This window comes from Aromatoleum sp. (assembly GCF_032027225.1).
Lineage (GTDB): Bacteria > Pseudomonadota > Gammaproteobacteria > Burkholderiales > Rhodocyclaceae > Aromatoleum.
Map to the genome: position 1 here is coordinate 106,352 of NZ_JAVSMM010000005.1, position 17,611 is coordinate 123,962.

The 17,611-nt window shown below is 66.4% G+C and carries 17 protein-coding genes; 10 read left to right on the top strand and 7 right to left on the bottom strand.

Annotation, left to right across the window (positions count from 1 at the left end):
• Positions 1–38: 38 nt before the first annotated feature.
• The 4 genes from ROZ37_RS07935 (at position 39) to ROZ37_RS07950 (ending at position 4,686) form a co-directional block, all read left to right on the top strand.
• Positions 39–2,120: a PhoX family phosphatase gene (locus ROZ37_RS07935; protein ID WP_312658739.1), complete on the top strand. Its 2,082-nt coding sequence runs from the start codon at positions 39–41 to the stop codon at positions 2,118–2,120.
• Between the two features lie 209 nt (positions 2,121–2,329).
• Entirely contained in the window at positions 2,330–3,469 is a 1,140-nt protein-coding gene (locus ROZ37_RS07940; protein ID WP_312658741.1) for a PQQ-dependent sugar dehydrogenase, read from the top strand.
• 85 nt (positions 3,470–3,554) lie between these two features.
• Positions 3,555–3,914 (top strand): MbcA/ParS/Xre antitoxin family protein, encoded by a 360-nt coding sequence (locus ROZ37_RS07945; protein WP_312658742.1) that lies wholly within the window; start codon positions 3,555–3,557, stop codon positions 3,912–3,914.
• 16 nt (positions 3,915–3,930) lie between these two features.
• Complete coding sequence (locus tag ROZ37_RS07950) at positions 3,931–4,686, top strand: RES family NAD+ phosphorylase (RefSeq protein WP_312658743.1); 756 nt, start codon at positions 3,931–3,933, stop codon at positions 4,684–4,686.
• Positions 4,687–4,694: 8 nt separating this feature from the next.
• Here ROZ37_RS07950 and ROZ37_RS07955 read toward each other — a convergent pair whose 3' ends face one another.
• The gene (locus tag ROZ37_RS07955) at positions 4,695–5,135 is read right to left on the bottom strand and encodes a thioesterase family protein (protein ID WP_312658744.1); all 441 of its coding nucleotides are present in this window, start codon (positions 5,133–5,135) and stop codon (positions 4,695–4,697) included.
• Between the two features lie 230 nt (positions 5,136–5,365).
• Here ROZ37_RS07955 and ROZ37_RS07960 point away from each other — a divergent pair, with 230 nt between their 5' ends.
• The 4 genes from ROZ37_RS07960 (at position 5,366) to ROZ37_RS07975 (ending at position 10,120) form a co-directional block, all read left to right on the top strand.
• Positions 5,366–6,925: a DUF1631 family protein gene (locus tag ROZ37_RS07960; protein WP_409449944.1), complete on the top strand. Its 1,560-nt coding sequence runs from the start codon at positions 5,366–5,368 to the stop codon at positions 6,923–6,925.
• A 13-nt stretch (positions 6,926–6,938) separates the two neighbouring features.
• Positions 6,939–7,874 (top strand): HDOD domain-containing protein, encoded by a 936-nt coding sequence (locus ROZ37_RS07965; RefSeq protein WP_312658747.1) that lies wholly within the window; start codon positions 6,939–6,941, stop codon positions 7,872–7,874.
• Between the two features lie 303 nt (positions 7,875–8,177).
• Positions 8,178–9,464, top strand: a complete 1,287-nt coding sequence (locus tag ROZ37_RS07970) for a GGDEF domain-containing protein (RefSeq protein ID WP_312658748.1) — start codon at positions 8,178–8,180, stop codon at positions 9,462–9,464.
• Between the two features lie 137 nt (positions 9,465–9,601).
• The gene (locus tag ROZ37_RS07975; protein ID WP_312658749.1) at positions 9,602–10,120 is read left to right on the top strand and encodes an acyl-CoA thioesterase; all 519 of its coding nucleotides are present in this window, start codon (positions 9,602–9,604) and stop codon (positions 10,118–10,120) included.
• Here the strand turns inward: ROZ37_RS07975 and ROZ37_RS07980 are convergent.
• Together ROZ37_RS07980 and ROZ37_RS07985 are read right to left on the bottom strand one after the other, a co-directional pair.
• Positions 10,093–11,202, bottom strand: coding sequence for an exo-alpha-sialidase (locus ROZ37_RS07980; protein ID WP_312658750.1), 1,110 nt, complete (start codon positions 11,200–11,202; stop codon positions 10,093–10,095). The genes ROZ37_RS07975 and ROZ37_RS07980 overlap by 28 nt on opposite strands.
• Before the next feature lie 24 nt (positions 11,203–11,226).
• On the bottom strand, positions 11,227–11,496 hold the full coding sequence (locus tag ROZ37_RS07985) for a MoaD/ThiS family protein (RefSeq protein ID WP_312658751.1): 270 nt from the start codon (positions 11,494–11,496) through the stop codon (positions 11,227–11,229).
• 250 nt (positions 11,497–11,746) lie between these two features.
• Here ROZ37_RS07985 and ROZ37_RS07990 point away from each other — a divergent pair, with 250 nt between their 5' ends.
• Both ROZ37_RS07990 and ROZ37_RS07995 read left to right on the top strand, forming a co-directional pair.
• On the top strand, positions 11,747–12,325 hold the full coding sequence (locus ROZ37_RS07990) for an O-acetyl-ADP-ribose deacetylase (protein WP_312658752.1): 579 nt from the start codon (positions 11,747–11,749) through the stop codon (positions 12,323–12,325).
• Positions 12,326–12,439: 114 nt separating this feature from the next.
• Positions 12,440–13,765: a sodium:proton antiporter gene (locus tag ROZ37_RS07995; protein ID WP_312658754.1), complete on the top strand. Its 1,326-nt coding sequence runs from the start codon at positions 12,440–12,442 to the stop codon at positions 13,763–13,765.
• Positions 13,766–13,947: 182 nt separating this feature from the next.
• Here the strand turns inward: ROZ37_RS07995 and ROZ37_RS08000 are convergent, their stop codons facing one another.
• The 4 genes from ROZ37_RS08000 to ettA form a co-directional block, all read right to left on the bottom strand.
• A complete protein-coding gene (locus ROZ37_RS08000) occupies positions 13,948–14,607 on the bottom strand; it encodes a class I SAM-dependent methyltransferase (RefSeq protein ID WP_312658755.1) in 660 nt (219 codons plus the stop codon).
• Positions 14,608–14,623: 16 nt separating this feature from the next.
• Entirely contained in the window at positions 14,624–14,821 is a 198-nt protein-coding gene (locus ROZ37_RS08005; RefSeq protein ID WP_312658756.1) for a hypothetical protein, read from the bottom strand.
• A 25-nt stretch (positions 14,822–14,846) separates the two neighbouring features.
• Entirely contained in the window at positions 14,847–15,827 is a 981-nt protein-coding gene (locus ROZ37_RS08010; RefSeq protein ID WP_312658757.1) for an MBL fold metallo-hydrolase, read from the bottom strand.
• A 94-nt stretch (positions 15,828–15,921) separates the two neighbouring features.
• Positions 15,922–17,586, bottom strand: coding sequence for an energy-dependent translational throttle protein EttA (gene ettA, locus ROZ37_RS08015; RefSeq protein WP_312658758.1), 1,665 nt, complete (start codon positions 17,584–17,586; stop codon positions 15,922–15,924).
• Positions 17,587–17,611 lie beyond the last annotated feature (25 nt).

A 17,611-nucleotide genomic window follows, 5' to 3' on the forward strand; every position in this document is an offset into this window, starting at 1 on the left:
GCGTTACCCCATCCATCTTCCGACAGAGGAGAACCCCGATGAGCAGTACGCTGCACCCCGACGGCAAGCTGAACCCGAGCCAGTGCGTCAGCAACGATTCAGGCAACACGTCGATCCTCGACCTCATCGAGCAGCGGCAGCTCACGCGGCGGGGCTTCCTGCGCGGTTCGCTCGGTGCGACCGCCGGCGTCACCGCCTCCGCGCTTTTCGGCTGCGCCGTCGTGGACGGCCTGACGAACTACGCTAACGCCGCCCCGGCTTCCGCCGGCGGAATCGGCTTCACCTCCGTGCCGCCGAACGTCGCCCCGATGAGCGATGCGGTGACGGTGCCGGATGGTTACTCCGCGCGCGTGCTCGTCGCGTGGGGCGATTCGCTCACGCATGCGCCGCACTGGGATCCGAGCCGGCCGATGGACGAAGCGACGCAGTTGCACTGCTACGGCGCCCACACGGACGGCATGCATTTCTTTCCGGCTCCGGGCCGCAACAACTCGCGCGGCTTGCTCGTCACGAACAGCGAGTACGTCGATCCGCCGCTGGTCAACGACATCGCACCGGCCAAGGACTACGCAGCCGCCGCGATCACCCTCGAGATGGTGCGGGCGCAGCAGGCGGGTCATGGCGTCAACGTCGTCGACGTGCAGATGGGGCGCGACGGAAACTGGGAAGTGCGGCGCCCGTCCGGCTTCAACCGGCGGATCACCGGCAACACGCCGTGCCGCGTTGCCGGTCCGGCCGCGGGCCACCCGCTGATGAAGACTGCGGCCGACCCGAGCGGCATGCAAGTCATCGGCACCCTGAACAACTGCGCCAACGGCCACACACCGTGGGGCACCTACCTCGCGTGCGAGGAGAACTTCAACGGCTATTTCGGGACCGACGCGCCGCTGACTCCGACGCCGCACGAAGCGCGCTACGGGCTCGTGGCCGGCGGTTTCGGTTATCGCTGGCACGTCGCCGACGAGCGTTTCAACCTCGCCGCGAACCGTAATGAGCCCAACCGCTTCGGCTGGGTCGTCGAGATCGACCCGTGGAATCCGACGAGCACGCCGGTCAAGCGGACCGCGCTCGGCCGCTTCAAGCATGAAAGCGCCGGCGTCGTCGTCGGCGCGGACAACACCGTTGCGGTGTATATGGGCGACGACGAGCGCAATGAATACGTCTACAAGTTCGTCTGTGCGAAGAAGCTCGACCCGAAGAACCCGGCCGCGAACCGCGATCTGCTCGACAGCGGCACGCTCTACGTCGCCCGCTTCGGCGCCGACGGCCGAGGTGCGTGGCTGCCGCTGGTGTGGAACCGCAACGGGCTGACGCCCGAGAACGGCTTCGCCGACCAGGGCGAGGTGCTGATCAAGGCGCGCCAGGCCGCCGACCGCCTCGGCGCGACGATGATGGACCGCCCCGAATGGGTCGCGATCCACCCGTCGACGCGCGAGGTGTACGTCACGCTGACGAACAACAACCGCCGCGGCAGCACGCCGACTTCGGCCAACGACGCCGGCGGCAAGACGGCAGCCGGTAGCGCGAGGCCCGTCGTCGACGGCGCGAACCCGCGTCCCGACAACGACTTCGGCCACATCCTGCGCTGGCGCGAGGACGGCGGTGACCTCGCCGCGACGTCGTTCGAATGGGACGTCTTCGTGCAGTGCGGCGACAAGGCGACCGCGAAGACGCTGCCGGCGAACTACAACCCGGCAGGCCACGACGGGTATCGCGGCAACATCGTCGGCGACGACTACGGCGCACCGGACGGATTGTGGTTCGATCGCGACGGGCGGCTGTGGATCCAGACGGACCAGGCCGGCGACGCGCAGGGCGACTGGGTGAATATCGGTGGCAACGTGATGATGTGCGCCGATCCGTCGACCGGGGAGACGCGGCGCTTCCTCACCGGACCGAGGCACTGTGAGGTCACCGGCGTCGTCACGACGCCCGACGGACGCACGATGTTCGTCGGCATCCAGCATCCCGGCGAGGACTGGACCGATACCTTCACCGACAACTCGACCTGGCCGGACAGCGGCGTCAACGGGCCGACGACGACCGACGGCCGGGTGTCCAAGCCGCGCTCGGGCGTCGTCGTCATCACGCAGAACAACGGCGGCGTGATCGGGACCTGACGACGGCGACGCCCGCGCGGGAAGTGTTGGTGCGCGGGCGTGTGGAACGAATCGAGTGGCCGATGGCGGGGCAGGCCACCCGCTTCAGCCGTTTGTTCGGCTTCCTCACGCACCTGAACTCCTCCCTCCCGCCAATGTCATGAAGCGGACGTGGGACGCCCGCGGCGTCCCGCCCGTTCCGGTTTTGACCGCAGCTGGAGGAAAGCCCGATGCTCCCGTTCCGTCGTCCGCTCGTCGCCGCGGCCCTGGTGTCCGCGCTGGGCCTCGCGTTGCATTCCCTGTCCGGGTTCGCCGAGCCGCTCGTGCGCAGCGAAGCGGGCCCGGTCAAGGTCGCCGTCATCGCGCAGGGCCTGGAAATCCCGTGGAGTCTCGCCTTTCTCCCGGACGGGCGGATGCTGGTCACGGAGCGTCCCGGGCGCATGCGGGTCGTGTCGCCGTCGGGCGAGCTGTCGGCGCCGCTGAAGAACGTGCCGAAGGTCCACGCGAAGGGGCAGGGCGGCCTGCTCGACGTCGTGCTGAGCCCGCGCTTCGCGGACGACCGGACGATCTTCTTTTCGTACGCCGAACCGACCGAACGCGGCGCGCATACCGCGGTTGCGCGCGCGACGCTCGATCTCGAGGGGCTGAGCCTTGGGGACGTGAAGGTGATTTTCGCGCAGCACGACGATCCGCCGGGCAACAATCATTGGGGGTCGAGACTGGTGTTCGACCGCGACGGCAACCTCTACGTCACGCTCGGAGACCGCTTCGATTACCGCGACAAGGCGCAGGACCTGGGCAGCCATCTCGGCAAGATCGTCCGCATCCGTCCCGACGGCAGCGTTCCGCCCGACAATCCCTATGTCGGAAAGGCTGGCGCGCTGCCGGAGATCTGGTCGTACGGGCATCGCAACGTCCAGGGCGCGGCGCTGCACCCGGAAACCGGTGTGCTGTGGGTGCACGAGCACGGCCCGCAGGGAGGCGACGAGGTCAATATCGTCAAGCCCGGCCGGAACTACGGCTGGCCTGTCATCACGCACGGCCGCGAATACGGAACGGGCTTGAAGATCGGCGAGGGCACCGAACGCAAGGACGTCGAACCTTCGATTCACTACTGGGTGCCGTCGATCGCGCCGTCCGGCATGGCGTTCTACACCGGCGACGCGATGCCGAAGTGGAAGGGCAGCCTGTTCGTTGGAGCGCTGAAGATCAGACTGCTCGCGCGTCTCGCGCTCGATGGCAACCGCGTCACGCACGAGGAGCGGCTCGACCTCGGCAAGCGCATTCGCGACGTGAGGCAGGGGCCCGACGGCAAGTTGTATCTGCTCGACGAAAGCGACGGACGCATCCTGAGGCTCGATCCGGCCTGAGCCGATCATCGGCGCGGCTTTAGAGTTGCAATTGCATCAATGTCAGTTTTAAATGTGCACTGACATCTTGATGGATACGCCGGACATGAGCGCGATTGTCCTTCCGAAACCCGATGCCGCACACGTTCTCGCAAAGGCGTTGCTCAATGCGGGGCGGGAACTCGGCCTCACCCAAGCCGCACTCGGCACCATCGTCGGCAAGGACCGGACCGCGATCAGCCGCGGCGGCATCGATCCCGACAGCAAGACTGGCGAGCTCGCGCTGCTGGTGATCCGCGCCTACCGCGCATTGTTCGCGCTGGTCGGCGGCGATGCGGCGCAGATGAAGCACTGGGTGCACACCGACAACCATCATGTCGGCGGCGTGCCGGCCGAGCAGATCCGCAGCGTGCAGGGCTTGTTGCGGGTCGTCGAATATCTCGACGCGATCCGCGCGAAAGTCTGAGTCGGCCGCCCGCAGGATGACGGTCGACATCTGGGCCGAGGCCGGCGACGGAGCGTCGGTCGTCCCGCTCGAAGGCGACCTCCTGCGGCTCGTCGAGAGCCAGGAGCAGGTCGCGACGAACCGGCTCGTCGATACGCTCGAAGAGCAGGCGTTCCTCGAATCGCTGCTCGAAGCGGCGAAGCCCGCATTGCCCAAAGCCGCGGTCGGCCTGCATTACCTGCTCGCGACGCCGTTCCGCTATCCGCCGCTGCGGCACGGCTCGCGCTTCGGCGGGCGTTTCGAGCCGAGCCTGTTCTATGGCGCGCTGACCACCCCCACCGTGCTCGCGGAGTCCGCTTATTACCGGCTGGTCTTCTGGCACGGCATGGCGGTCGCGCCGTCGTCGCCGCTGACGACGCAGCACACGCTGTTCGGTGCGCGTTGGCAGTGCTCGCGCGGCCTGCGGCTGCAAGCGGAGCCGTTCGATCGCTGGCGCGCGCTGCTCGTCGATCCGGCCGACTATCGCGCGACGCAGCAACTCGGCAGCGCGATGCGCGCAGCCGGAATCGAAGCCTTCGAATACCTGTCCGCGCGGGACCCGGAGCGCGGCTTGAACGTGGCCTTGTTCGCGCCCGCGTCGCTCGCGTCGCGCCGCCCGACCTTCACGCAGGCGTGGCTCGCGGAAACGGGCGCGGGCGGCGTGCGTTTCTACGGGCCCGAGGAGCGGGTGCTCCAGCTTTTCTCGCTGGAACAGTTCCTCGTCGATGGCCGGCTGCCGACGCCGGCGGTGTGATCCGGCTCTCAGGCAGCGACGTCGAGCGCGGCGACCTTTTCGCTGAAGGCAGGCGGTACCGGCGCCACCTTGTGCGCCGTGTAATCGAAAAACACGATGCCGGTCTTGCCGCGTGCCACTTCTCGTCCGCTTGCGCGCTCGCGCGCGCGCCATACCAGGTCGCAGCCGTACTTGTTGAAGTCGTTCGCCGCCATCTCGAATGTCAGCGTCTCACCGTGAAATGCTTCAGACAGGTATTGCACCGCAGCGTCCGAGACGATCACGCCGACGTTTTCGACGTTCGTCTGCTGGTAGCCGAGTGCATTGAAGAAACGCTGCCGCGCCTCGGACACGAGCGCGAGCAGTTGCGCATTGTCGAGATGGCCGCTCTCGTTGATGAAAGCGTAATACACCTGCAGGTCGGTCGAAAAACCGAACCGCTCGGGAACGTCGATCTTCAGGCGGGGCATGGGAAATCGCGGGTCTGGAAAGATGGGGAGCCGGAATGATAACCGGCGCGGGCTCGATTTTTTTGCATTGCAGCACGATCGCCGAGGCGACGGCCGTCGAATCGCGGGTGAAGGGATCGCGTCCGACGGCCGTGGGCGCGATGGAATCCTCCGTGCATCTCGGGTGCATCGCGGACCAGGCCTCCGCAGTCGAGGCGAGCCGAGAGTAACTGGTGCGACGCCGCGCGGATGTGTGTAACCGCCCGGTTTTTTCCGCATTCGCCTGTCTTCACCGTAATTCCCCTCAATTCCGCCCGAATACTGCCGTAAACGCGCGGGAGGCCATCGAAGCGGAGAATGCCGTGACCATCGAAGATCCATTCCGGCCGGGAAGTGCCCGCCGGCGGCCGGACGGCTTTCATCGCCCTCGTCGCGCCGGCGGCCCGCTCACCGACGCCGAGAAGCGCACGAACGCGATCATCCGTGAGTTGCTCTCGACGAAAACCCGCGATCCTGCGCAACGGGCGCAATTGGCCGCCGAACGCGCCGACGTCACCGGCTTGCTCACGCGGCTGCAGAAAGGTGAAACCTCCGCGTCGCTCGGCGGGCAGACCTTTTCGCTGCCGCAGCCGGCGTCCGAGGCAACCAACCTCGTCACCTTGCTGCTCGACGCGGGGCTCGGTCCGCATCTCGGTGAGGTCGGTGCCCTGATCCTCGAAGTCGTCGCGACGCTCTTCGACCACATCTTCGACGACGGCCGGATTCCCGTGCCGGTTAAGGAGCTCATCGGCCGTCTGCAGATTCCGGTGCTGCAACTCGCGATGGTCGATCACGATTTCTTCTCCGACCGCGCTCATCCCGCCCGGCGCCTGATCAACGCGCTGGCGCATGCCGGCATCACGTGGGACGGCGAAATGAGCGCGGATACGACGTTCTATCGCGCCGGTGACGCGACGGTGCGGCGCATCGTGGGCGAGTTCGCCGCGGATGCGGAGGTCTTCGCGCGGTGCCAGCGGGATTTCGACGCGTTTCTGGCGGAGCAGGACCGGCGTGCCGATGAGCGCGCGGCGACGCTTACGGAGCGCCTGAAGCAGCGCGAGCAGCAGGAACTCGCGCGGGAGGTGGCACGCAAGGCGATCGTCGCGCCGCTCGCGAAGGACGGGATTCCCGAGGTCGTCCGGACTTTCGCGGAAACGACGTGGCTGAGCGTGCTGACGCGCGCGCGGCTCGAAGGCGGCGAGGAGGGCGACGCGTGGCGCGAAGCGCTGGCGACCCTCGACGGTGTCGTCTGGAGCGTGCTGCCGAAGTACGACGCCGCGTCGCGTCAGGACATGGTGAAGCGGCTCCCCGCATTGCTGCGCACGGTAAAGGCGGGAATGGCGCGCGTCGCGGTCGGCGAGGCGGCGCAAAAGGAGTTCTTCGCCGAACTGGTCCGCCTGCACGCGACGGCACTCAAGGCGGGAATGACGCCGCCGGCCGCCTCGTCGAAGACGGCGCCGAAGGCAGATCGCGCGGCGGCGGGCATTGGCGGTGACGAGCCGACACCGCAATCGCTCGAGCTCGATCTGCTGAGCCGCGGAAGCTGGATCGAGCTGCGCGACGAATCGGGCGGCGCTCGCAGGTTGCGGCTGAGCTGGATCAGCCCGGCGTGCACGATGTACCTGTTCGCCAACCGACAGGGCCAGCGCGCGCTCGCGCTGACGCGCAACGAGCTGACCCGGCGCTTCGCCACCGGCGAGGCCGCGAGCATTTACGAGGAAGCGCTCCTCGATCGCGTCGTCGACGACGTCCTCGACGAATTCCAGCGTTAGTGAAGGGAAAGTCATGAACGAAAGCACGAATCTTCGCGATCGCGACGAGGTCGTCGGCAGCATCCGCGACTTCCTGCTCGCCGCCGAGTCGCTGCCGAGCCCGCGCGGCGCCGCGCTTCAGCTCCTGGAACTGTCGCGCGATCCGGAAACGAGCATCGACGCGATCGTCCGCGTCATCCGTTCCGATCCGGCGCTCTCGGGCTTCGTCATGCGTGCCGCGTCGGCTGCCCGCTTCGGTCGCACCGAACGAGCGCTCGATCTGCAGCGCGCCGTGATACGGCTGGGAATGAACATCGTGCGTGCGCACGCGCTTGCGTTGTCGCTCGCGAGCTACCGGCCGAACACCGGCTGCCGGCGTTTCGACTATTTCGCTTTCTGGACGGATGCGCTGCTGAACGCGGCGGTGATGGAGGCGCTCGCCGCTCATCGCGGCGATCTCCCGAAGGCGGAGGCGTTCACGCTGGGGCTGCTGAGCAATATCGGAAAGCTCGCATTCGCAACGGCGCGGCCGGACGACTACGACCGCGTGCTCGCGAGCAACACGACGCCGCACGCGGAACTCGATCGCGCGGAGCGGGAGGTGTTCGGATTCGACCACCGTGAATTGTCTGCGGTGCTGCTCGCCGACTGGGGGATTCCGACGGCTCTCGCGGACGTCGTCTATTGGCAGTGCGACCCCGAGGGCGGGGGCTTCGCTCCGGATTCGCGCGCGTACCGCCTCGCCTGTGGCCTGCAATTCGCGTCGCGGCTCGCGCAAACCTGCCTCGCAGCACAGCCCGATCCTGACAGCGTCGCGGCAGTGTACCTTCGGGGCGCGGTCCTCGACCTGTCACCCGATGAATCGCGGGCGCTCGCGACCGAAGCGCTCGGCGAACTGCCCGCGTGGACCGCTCTCGTAGGACTGCCGAAGGCGGCGATCACGACGCTGCCAGCCGACTGGGCGAGTTGAGCCGATAGTCGAGGGATACGGGTGCGCCCGCCGGAGCGACTCCGGCGCTGCTTGATTATCTCCGGCCGTTGTCACCGCCGAATGCAGCGCATTTGTCTTAGCGCAAAGCTTTTTTCGGCCGTGAGCTGCTATTCTCGCGCGCTATTCAATTGATACCCAATTGGAATAGTCCGGCAAATAGGGGTGAAGAGCCTCGCGCCGCGGGAAGGATCGGCAAATGGACGGCTGTCGCGCAGCGTGTGGATCCGGATTTCGACTTCGGGGAAGTCGATCGGCGCTCGCGGGCCCTGCGGGTGACTGCAAGTGAAGCGGACCACGCGCCGAATGCAGCTGCGGGTGCATGGCCGCGGCCGGTCATCGACCGAAGTGCGAAACATCGCGCTGTTCGTGCTCGTGGTCATCCTGAGCCTCGCGGGCCATTTCTACTTCTACGCCTATCCCTCGCTCGTCCAGTGCCTCGTCGAAGAATCCGAGCGCGACGCCGTACGGGCCGCGGCCATTCTGCGTGTCGTCGTGCCGGGGAACGCAGAGGCGACCGCCACGCTCGACGCCCACGTGTCGGCCGAACTCGAATCCGTCCGCCGCGCGCTCGGCGTGATGAAGTTCAGGATCTTCGACCGGGATGGCCGGATCACCTTTTCGACGGAGCCGTCGGAGACGGGCCGCGTCAATGAAAACCGCTATTTCCGCGACAGCGTCGCGGCAGGCGAAACGCGCACGAACCTCCTGCGTCGCAACGGATCCAGCCTCGACGGCGACACTTACGTCCGCGACCTCGTGGAAGTCTACGTCCCTCTGATGGAGCAGCGGCGCTTCAACGGCGCGTTCGAGATCTATTACGACATCACGGAGCAGCGCAAGGACTTCGACCTGCGCCTGCGCGCGATGAGCGTGAACCTGGGCGGCCTGCTGGCGATCCTGCTTGCGATCTTCGCGGTGATCGTCGTGCGCTCCTACACGAACGCGCTGCGCAACGAGCGCAGGCACAGCCGCGAGTTGCACCGGGAAATCGAACGGCGGCTCGAAATCGAAGAGGAATTGCGCGAGAGCCACGGCCGCTACCGTCACCTTGCGCATCACGACTCGCTCACCGGCATCCCGAACCGTACGCTGTTCCTCGACCGCTTCCAGCATGCGCTCGCCAATGCCCGCCGTTACGACACGCGGCTCGGCCTGCTCTTCATCGATCTCGACCGCTTCAAGACGATCAACGACACCTGGGGGCACGAAGCGGGCGACCGCATCCTCAAGGCGGCGGCGAACGTGCTGCAAAAGAGCATCCGTGAAAGCGATACCGCGGCTCGCATTGCCGGGGACGAGTTCGCGATTCTCGTCGAGCATGCCGATGAGCGCACTGTCACTGCGCTCGTCGACCGCCTCGCGCGCGAGTTCGCTAACGGACTCGACTTCGGCGATGGCGACGTCAGCACTTCGGCGAGCATCGGCATCAGCCTGTATCCGCAGGATGGCGAGGACATCGAAACCCTGTTTCGCCATGCCGACGTCGCGATGTACCGTGCGAAGGCCGACCGCCGCGGGAGTTGGCAGTATTTTGCGGCGGAACCGGCGACGGATTCGGCGAGGGGCTGACCGATGCGAGTGGCCCTGGCGAAGCGCTGGCGCCTGCAGGCTTGCGCGCGCTAGTCTCTCGGTGGTTCGGTCAGTCCGGTCCGAGTCTGTCCTTTCTCGGACGCCGGATGCCGACCCCCCAGCCCTGCGGAGAATCCATGCATTTGCCGAACCACCAACTCACGATGACGGTGCTGATGACACCGGACATGGCCAATTTTTCCGGCAACGTCCACGGCGGCACGATCCTGAAGCTGCTCGATCAGGTCGCGTACGCGTGCGCAAGCCGCTACGCCGGGCAATATGTCGTCACGCTGTCGGTAGACCAGGTGATGTTCCGCCAGCCGATTCACGTCGGCGAACTCGTGACCTTTCTCGCGTCGGTGAATTTCACCGGCAAGACCTCGATGGAAATCGGTATCAAGGTGCTGGCCGAGGACATCCGCAAGCAGGTGGTCCGCCATGCGAACAGCTGCTTCTTCACGATGGTTGCCGTCGACGACCACGGGCGAGCGACGCCGGTGCCGGCGCTCGAACCAAGGACTCCCGACGAGGAGCGACGCCACCGTAACGCGATGATGCGGCGCGAACTGCGGCAGGAATACGAGTTGCGGCAGCGCGCGTTGAGGCCGGCTACGCCTTCCATTCTTCAGCCGGGAGAAAAGCGGACGCAGTAGATCGGCGGCAAATGCGCAGACAGGCAGGTCCAGGAATTCCCGCCGTCCTCCGATATCCACAGTGCGCCTGTCGTCGATCCCATCGCGAGCCGCTTGCCGCTTGCATCGACGTCGAGCCCGTGGCGATAGACGAGATCGTACGCGGGGGCACGCGGCAGGCCGTGGTCGAGCGTCTCGAAGGTCGCGCCGCCGTCACGCGTGCGCGTCACGACGAGGTGGGCGTGTGAAGGCACGCGGCAGGCGTCCTTCGCGGCCGGTACGAACCACGCGGTCTCGGGGTCCTGCGGATGGACTGCGACGGTGAAACCGAACGACGACGGCTGCGCGACAAGCGGTTGCCAGCTCGCGGCCCCGTCGGTTGAACGGTAGAGGCCGGAATGATGCTGCACCCACAACACGTCGGGGTTCGCGGCGCATTGGGCGAGCCGGTGGACATCCTGGATGTTTGGATCGCCGATGCGCTCCTCGGGCATGTAGTCGGCCTTCATCCCGCTCGCGCGGCAGTCCCAGGTTTCGCCGGCGTCGCGCGTCTGCCAGATCCCTCCGCACGAGATTCCGATCGTCACACGTCGGCTATCGTGCGGGTCGACGCAGATCGAGTGGATGCCGGGGTGGTCGTAACCGCCGCCAAACCATTCCCGGCGCTCCGGCCGGTCCCACAGCGAGCGCACCAGCGTCCAGGAATCGCCGCCGTCGAGGGAGCGGAAAAGTCCTCCCGGGATCGTGCCCGCCCACAGCAGGCCCGGCTGATCGGGGCCGCCGCGTTCGAGCGCCCAGACTTGCGCAAGCGTCCACGCCGCGTCGGATTCGTCTGCGGCCGATTCCGGCTTGGGCGGATAGGCGGGGACCGCTACCTCCGTCCAGTTTTGCCCGCCGTCCGAAGAGCGGCGCATCTTCACCCCGAAGTGCCCGAGGTTGAGCGCCGCGTGCAGGGTGGCGCTGCGGGGATCCGCCAGCACCATCGTCACCGGGTCGCCGAGAAACTGCACTTCGGCGCGCGGCAGCCAGTGCGGGCTCGCATGCGGATGGCGGTCGTAGATGAACAGACCCTTCCGGGTCGCGACGGACAGCTGGTCGGACATCCTTCGCTCCTTGACGCTCGGGGCTCAACCGCCCGACAGGGCCTGCACGACGTAGATTTCCGCGGTTTCGCCGGCCGCGTCCGTCAGGTGCAGCCGGTCCTCGATGACCCGGCCGTCGATGAAGATCGCGACATGGCGCCGCAACCGCCCCTGATCGTCGAGGATGTAGTCGCGCATCTGCGGCTGCGCGGAAAAAGCCTGTCCGAGCGCGGCGCTGACCGTGCCCGCCGCAACCTTCAGCGGCGGACAGGGTTGATGACGCTGGATGGCCGGGGCGAACACGATTTGCGGCATGATTCGTACGTCACAGGGCACCCGTTCGACGGGGTTTTGACAGTCTAGACCAGCATCGCCGCGGCTGCCGGCATCCGCCTGCCTGCCCCATATGGCCGGTAGCGCGATGTCGTGAGGAACGCGGCGATGAAACAGGCGACGCCGATCGCGCTGCGGCGGTCGAAGGGCGCTGGTGCCGACGGGGCTTCGACGAGTTCGACGCGCGCGGCATCTGCCGCGCGGGTGGATAATGAGTCTTTGGGAGATCCGGATGAGTGTCGAAACGGTAGTAGATCGTTATCTCGACGGGAGGATCACGGTGCTGATCGGCGATCTCACCGACCAGAGGGTCGATGCGATCGTCAATGCCGCGAACGCGTCGCTGCTCGGAGGCGGCGGCGTCGATGGCGCGATCCACCGCCGGGGCGGGCCCGCGATTCTCGAAACTTGTCGCGCAATTCGTGCGACACGCTATCCGCAGGGGCTGCCGACCGGCGAAGCGGTCATCACGACCGCGGGCGAACTGCCGGCGCGGTATGTCATCCACACGGTCGGCCCGATTTACGGACAGCATCGAGGCGACGAACCCCGGCTACTCGCCAACTGTTACCGCCGCTCGATCGAAGTCGCGCGCGAACATGCGCTGACGACGATCGCATTTCCCGCGATCTCGACCGGGGTGTACGGCTACCCGGCATCCGAAGCCGCGAGCGTGGTCTCGCGGACGCTGTCGCAGTGGCTCGCCACGGATGATTCGTTCACCGAAGTGCGTCTCGTGTTCTTCAATCGCAGTCACGCCGAGACCTTCGTTGCGGCCGCAGCCTTCGGAGCGACGGACGAATCAGCGTAACAGCACGAAACGCAGCCCCGGATACCGGTTTATTCGTAGATACTTTCGCCTTTAAAAAAATGCCGACCGGGCGGCGAAGACGGCGCGGGCGCCGGAACAGGAAAGACATCTGAAATGGAAAATGGATTGACCAATGCGCAGTGGTTCCTGCTGATCGGGGGGCTGCTGATTGCGATGGGGTTTACGTCGTCGACGTTGAAGCGCCTGCCGGTGACCTCGGCGATCATCTACCTCGCCGTCGGCATGATCGTCGGGCCGACGGTTCTGCATCTGTTCCACTTCAATCCGCTCAAGGAATCGGCGCTGCTCGAGGTGCTGACCGAGGCGGCCGTGCTGATCTCGCTGTATGCGGCCGGCGTGAAGATGCCGGTGCCTGTGAGCCTCCCGCGCTGGCGGACGCCGATCCTGCTCGCTTTCGCATCGATGACCGTGACGGTCGGGCTGGTCGCGGCCTTCGCCCACTATGTGCTCGGCTTGCCGCTGGGCGCCGCGGTGCTGCTCGGGGCGATCGTCGCACCGACCGACCCGGTGCTCGCGACCGACGTCCAGATCCGCCACCCCGGCGACCGCGACCGCCTGCGTTTCACGCTGACCTGCGAAGCGGGGATGAACGACGGCAGCGCCTTTCCGTTCGTGATGCTCGGTCTCGGGCTGCTTGGGCTGCATGAGCTGGGCGAGTTCGGCCTGCGGTGGGCGCTCGTGGACGTGCTGTGGGCGACCGCCGCCGGCATCGCGATCGGAGTCGGGTGTGGCGTCGCACTCGCGCACATCGCCAGGCGCCTGCGCGGAAAGGATGCGACGCACGGCCTGATGGACGATTTCCTCGGCCTCGGCCTGATCGGCGTGGTCTACGGTCTCAGCGTCCTGGTCAGCGCCTGGGGCTTCCTCGCGGTGTTCTTTTCCGCGGTCGCCCTGCGGCAAGCCGAGAAGCGGCTGTCGGGCGCCGCGCCGGATGCGCCCGAGCGGCTGCAGACCGCAGAATCGGCGTCCGCGGGGCGGCCGGCGCTCGCGCGCCGTACGCCGGCGCCGACCGTCAGCCAAGGCTCGCTCGTGTTCAAGGAGCATCTTGAGCGGTTGTCCGAACTGATGCTGATCCTGCTGATCGGCGGCACGCTGTTCGTCGATTCATGGAGCTGGCGCGCGGTGGGACTCGCGTTCTTCCTCTTCGCCGTCGCCCGGCCGGTCAGTGTGCTGATTGGCCTCCTCGGCACGCGCGCGCCGTGGACGATCCGCAGCCTCAGTGGCTGGTTCGGCGTGCGCGGGATCGGGTCACTGTATTACCTGATGTTCGCGATCCAGCACGGCCTGCCGCAGCCGATCGCGCTCGAGCTGATCCACATGACGCTGATCGTCGTCACGCTGTCGATTGTCTGTCACGGTGTCAGCGTGAAGCCGCTGATGGAGCGGTTCTGGCCGGCGCGACCGCTCGCGACGCACTGAACGGGGCGGCGAAAACCGGCGCGCAATGCGGGTGGTCGGCTTCGATTTCGCAGTGATTCCCGGCTCCGGCGGGATGGCGAGGGGCGCGAGAATGCGGCCTCGCCCCGTCCGGCCTTCCGTCCTACGGCCTGAAGTCCAGTGTCTTCAGATCTGCCGCGTCGATTCGCGGCTTGTTCCGTCAGTCAGGCTTTCCGCCATACCGTCGCGAGCCACGGCTGCTGCTCGCGCGGGAGTCCGGGCGGTCGGTAGTAATGGTCGATTTCGACGAAGCGGGCCGCGCCGACGTAGCGCCGCCACGCGTCGAGGTCGTGGTAGCAGCCGTAGCGCCCGCCGGCCATCCCTTCCTCATTGTTGCCCCGAGGGTTCGACGAAAACAGCACGCCCTGCGGCTTCAAGGTCGCGTGCAGCTTCGCGAGTACGTCCGGCAGGACTTCGCGCGGCACGTGAAACAGCGATGCATTGGCGAAGACGCCGTCGAATCGGGCTTCGGGAAGGTCGAGCGCGAGGAAGTCCTGGTGCAGCACTTGGCAGCCGGAGAACTCGCGCGCCATCTCGACGAACGCTTCCGAGCCGTCGAGCCCGACCGCTTCATGCCCGAGCGACCTGAAATACGCGAGGTCTCGCCCCGGCCCGCAGCCGAAATCGAGAATGGACCACGGCGGGGCGGTCAGGATCGTGCCGAAGAGCGCGTCGTAATTCTGCCTGACGTCGTGATCCCGCGTACCCGACCAGAATGCATCGGCGTTCCGGTCGTAATGCGCGATCGTCGTTTCGGCGAGCCGGTGGAGCGAGTCGGCTCCCGTCTTTCCTGCATCGCCGGATCTACCGCCGTTGTCGCTCACCGCTCTCCCGTGCCGCTCACTTGTACTGCTTGAACACGGTCCGGGCGTCCTGATGCGCACGGTCCAGCGTGCAGATCGACGGGTCGTCGTCGTGCCCGCTGAAGTACCCGTCCGCCTGCGCGCGCATCACGATCGCGATCGCGACGTCGTCCTCGACGTCGTATTTTTCGGTGATCAGCGTCGTCACTTCGTCGAGGTGTTCTTCGTAGGTCATCTCGCTTCCCTGGGTGCTCCGGGAATTACCGCGCGGAAGCCGGCAACGGGCTGTACTCGACCGGCACCCAACTGTAGACACCCTTGCCGTCCGCGCGCACGTGGCCGATGCCGGGGAAGGGCAGGTGCATGCCCGCGACCAGGGTCTTCGTCGCGGCCATCGAATACATCAGGCTCTTGCGTGTCGCAACAGCTTGGTCCCGATCGACGTCGAACTCGATCGACACCTCCGGCTGAGCGAACTGCACCGCGTGCGCATGGACGACATCGCCCCAGATCAGAAGTTTCTGCCCGTCCGACTCGACGGAATAGGCGCTATGGCCCGGCGTGTGACCGTATGCCTTCGTCGCCCGGATTCCCGGGACGATGACGGTTCCGTCTGCGAAGGTCTTCCACTGGCCGCGAGCCTGGTAGGGCGCGGCAACGTCGCGTGCCGTCTTGAAGAACTGCTGCATCGCCGGCGCGACCTTCGCCGCGGCCTCCTGCGACAGCCAGAAGTCGTTGTCGCTCTGCGGGACATGGATCGCGGCGTTCGGAAATGCCATCTGGCCCGCCGAATCGTTGAGACCGCCGATGTGATCGCCGTGCAGATGCGTGACGATCACGGTGTCGACCTGCGCGGGGTCGTAACCGGCAGCGCGCATGTTATCGACGACGTGGCCGAGGCCCGGGCCAAAGAGCTTGGCGGCACCGGCGTCGACGAGCACGAGGTTGCTGCCGGTGTTGATCAGGTAGGCATTGACCGCGGTCTGCATCTTCGGCGTGCCGACGAACATCCGCGCAAGCATGCGGTTCAGCGAATCGCCGCGGGCGTTCTTGAGCAGGTTGACGTCGAGTTCGAGTGCGCCGTCATGCAGCGCGGTGACCTCGAACTGTCCGAGCATCATCCGGTAGTAGCCCGGTGCCTGTGTCTTCACCATCGGCGCCTCGGCGTGCGCCGCCGACACCGGGGCGAGCGCGGCCACGGCGGATCCCGCAACGAGCATGGCACGGAGGATTTTTTTCATCGCTTCTTCTCCCTGAAAATTGACGAATGTGAGGTTCGCCGGCCCCGAAGGACGTCGGGCCGGCGAACGGAAAGGGGCCAGGCGGAGCGCCGGTTCAGCGGGCGATCGGCCTGTAGCGGATGCGCTTCGGTTTCGCGCCTTCCTCGCCGAGGCGTTTCCGCTTGTCCTCTTCGTATTCCTGATAGTTGCCGGCGTAGAAGGTCCATTGCGAATCGCCTTCCGCCGCGAGGATGTGCGTGCAGATGCGGTCCAGGAACCAGCGGTCGTGGCTGATGATCAGCGCGCAGCCGGCGAACTCGAGCAGCGCGTCCTCGAGCGCGCGCAGCGTCTCGACGTCGAGGTCGTTCGACGGTTCGTCGAGCAGCAGCACGTTGCCGCCGGAAATCAGCGTCTTGGCCATGTGCAGCCGGCCGCGCTCGCCGCCGGAAAGGTTGCCGACGATCTTCTGCTGGTCGCCGCCGCGGAAGTTGAAGCGGCCGATGTACGCGCGGCTCGGCATCTCGAAGCGGCCTACGGTGAGGACGTCCGCGCCGTCCGAGATCGCCTCGAACACCGTCTTGTCGTTCGCCAGACCATCGCGCGACTGGTCGACCGACGCGAGCTTGACCGTCGGGCCGACGACGACTTCGCCCGAATCCGGCTGCTCCTTGCCCTGGATCATCCTGAAGAGCGTCGATTTGCCGGCGCCGTTCGGGCCGATGATGCCGACGATCGCGCCCGCGGGAATCGTGAAGCTGACGTTGTCCATCAGCAGCTTGTCGCCGAACGCCTTCGACACGTTGTGGAACTCGATCACCTTGTCGCCGAGGCGCTCGCCGGGCGGGATGAAGATTTCCTGTGTCTCGTTCCGGCGCTGGTATTCGACGGTCGCCATCTCCTCGTAGCGCGCAAGCCGCGCCTTCGATTTCGCCTGGCGCGCCTTCGGGTTCGAGCGCACCCACTCGAGTTCCTGCTTCATCGACTTCATGTGCGCGTCGACCTGCTTCTGCTCCTGCTCGAGGCGCGCTTCCTTCTGCTCGAGCCACGACGAGTAGTTGCCCTTCCAAGGGATGCCGTGGCCGCGGTCGAGTTCGAGAATCCACTCGGCGGCGTTGTCGAGGAAGTAGCGGTCGTGCGTGACGGCGACGACGGTGCCTGGGAAGCGGGTCAGGAACTGCTCGAGCCACTCGACCGATTCGGCGTCGAGGTGGTTCGTCGGCTCGTCGAGCAGGAGCATGTCGGGTTTCGACAGCAGCAACTTGCACAGCGCGACGCGGCGCTTCTCACCGCCCGACAGGTGGCCGATCACGGCGTCCCAGGGCGGCAGGCGCAATGCGTCGGCGGCGATTTCCATCTGGTTCTCGATGTCGCTGCCGGCCGTCGCGAGGATGTTCTCGTACTTCGCCTGCTCCTCGGCGAGCTTGTCGAAATCGGCGTCGGGCTCGGCGTACGCAGCGTAGATCTCGTCGAGTTTCTGGCGCGCCTCGAGGATTTCGCCGAGGCCGGATTCGACTTCTTCCCGCACGGTCTTCGCGGGGTCGAGTTCGGGCTCCTGCGGCAGGTAGCCGATCCGGACGCCGGCCAGATGCTGGACTTCGCCGTCATACTCCTTGTCCGCGCCGGCCATGATGCGCAGGACGGTCGATTTGCCCGAGCCGTTCAGGCCGAGCAGTCCGATCTTGGCGCCGGGAAAAAACGAGAGGGAAATATCCTTGATGATCTGCCGTTTCGGCGGCACGATCTTGCTCACGCGGAGCATCGACATCACGTATTGGGCCATCGCTCTCTGATTGGAAAACGCTCGG

Bases quoted from the DNA above. Each gene is read 5' to 3' on its own strand.
- ROZ37_RS07990 (WP_312658752.1), top strand. From the start codon at position 11,747: ATGAGTGTCGAAACGGTAGTAGATCGTTATCTCGACGGGAGGATCACG.
- ROZ37_RS08010 (WP_312658757.1), bottom strand. From the start codon at position 15,827: ATGAAAAAAATCCTCCGTGCCATGCTCGTTGCGGGATCCGCCGTGGCC.
- ROZ37_RS07935 (WP_312658739.1), top strand. From the start codon at position 39: ATGAGCAGTACGCTGCACCCCGACGGCAAGCTGAACCCGAGCCAGTGC.
- ROZ37_RS07965 (WP_312658747.1), top strand. From the start codon at position 6,939: ATGAACGAAAGCACGAATCTTCGCGATCGCGACGAGGTCGTCGGCAGC.
- ROZ37_RS07945 (WP_312658742.1), top strand. From the start codon at position 3,555: ATGAGCGCGATTGTCCTTCCGAAACCCGATGCCGCACACGTTCTCGCA.
- ROZ37_RS07940 (WP_312658741.1), top strand. From the start codon at position 2,330: ATGCTCCCGTTCCGTCGTCCGCTCGTCGCCGCGGCCCTGGTGTCCGCG.
- ROZ37_RS07985 (WP_312658751.1), bottom strand. From the start codon at position 11,496: ATGCCGCAAATCGTGTTCGCCCCGGCCATCCAGCGTCATCAACCCTGT.
- ROZ37_RS07955 (WP_312658744.1), bottom strand. From the start codon at position 5,135: ATGCCCCGCCTGAAGATCGACGTTCCCGAGCGGTTCGGTTTTTCGACC.
- ROZ37_RS07975 (WP_312658749.1), top strand. From the start codon at position 9,602: ATGCATTTGCCGAACCACCAACTCACGATGACGGTGCTGATGACACCG.
- ettA (WP_312658758.1), bottom strand. From the start codon at position 17,586: ATGGCCCAATACGTGATGTCGATGCTCCGCGTGAGCAAGATCGTGCCG.
- ROZ37_RS07995 (WP_312658754.1), top strand. From the start codon at position 12,440: ATGGAAAATGGATTGACCAATGCGCAGTGGTTCCTGCTGATCGGGGGG.
- ROZ37_RS08005 (WP_312658756.1), bottom strand. From the start codon at position 14,821: ATGACCTACGAAGAACACCTCGACGAAGTGACGACGCTGATCACCGAA.
- ROZ37_RS07980 (WP_312658750.1), bottom strand. From the start codon at position 11,202: ATGTCCGACCAGCTGTCCGTCGCGACCCGGAAGGGTCTGTTCATCTAC.
- ROZ37_RS07950 (WP_312658743.1), top strand. From the start codon at position 3,931: ATGACGGTCGACATCTGGGCCGAGGCCGGCGACGGAGCGTCGGTCGTC.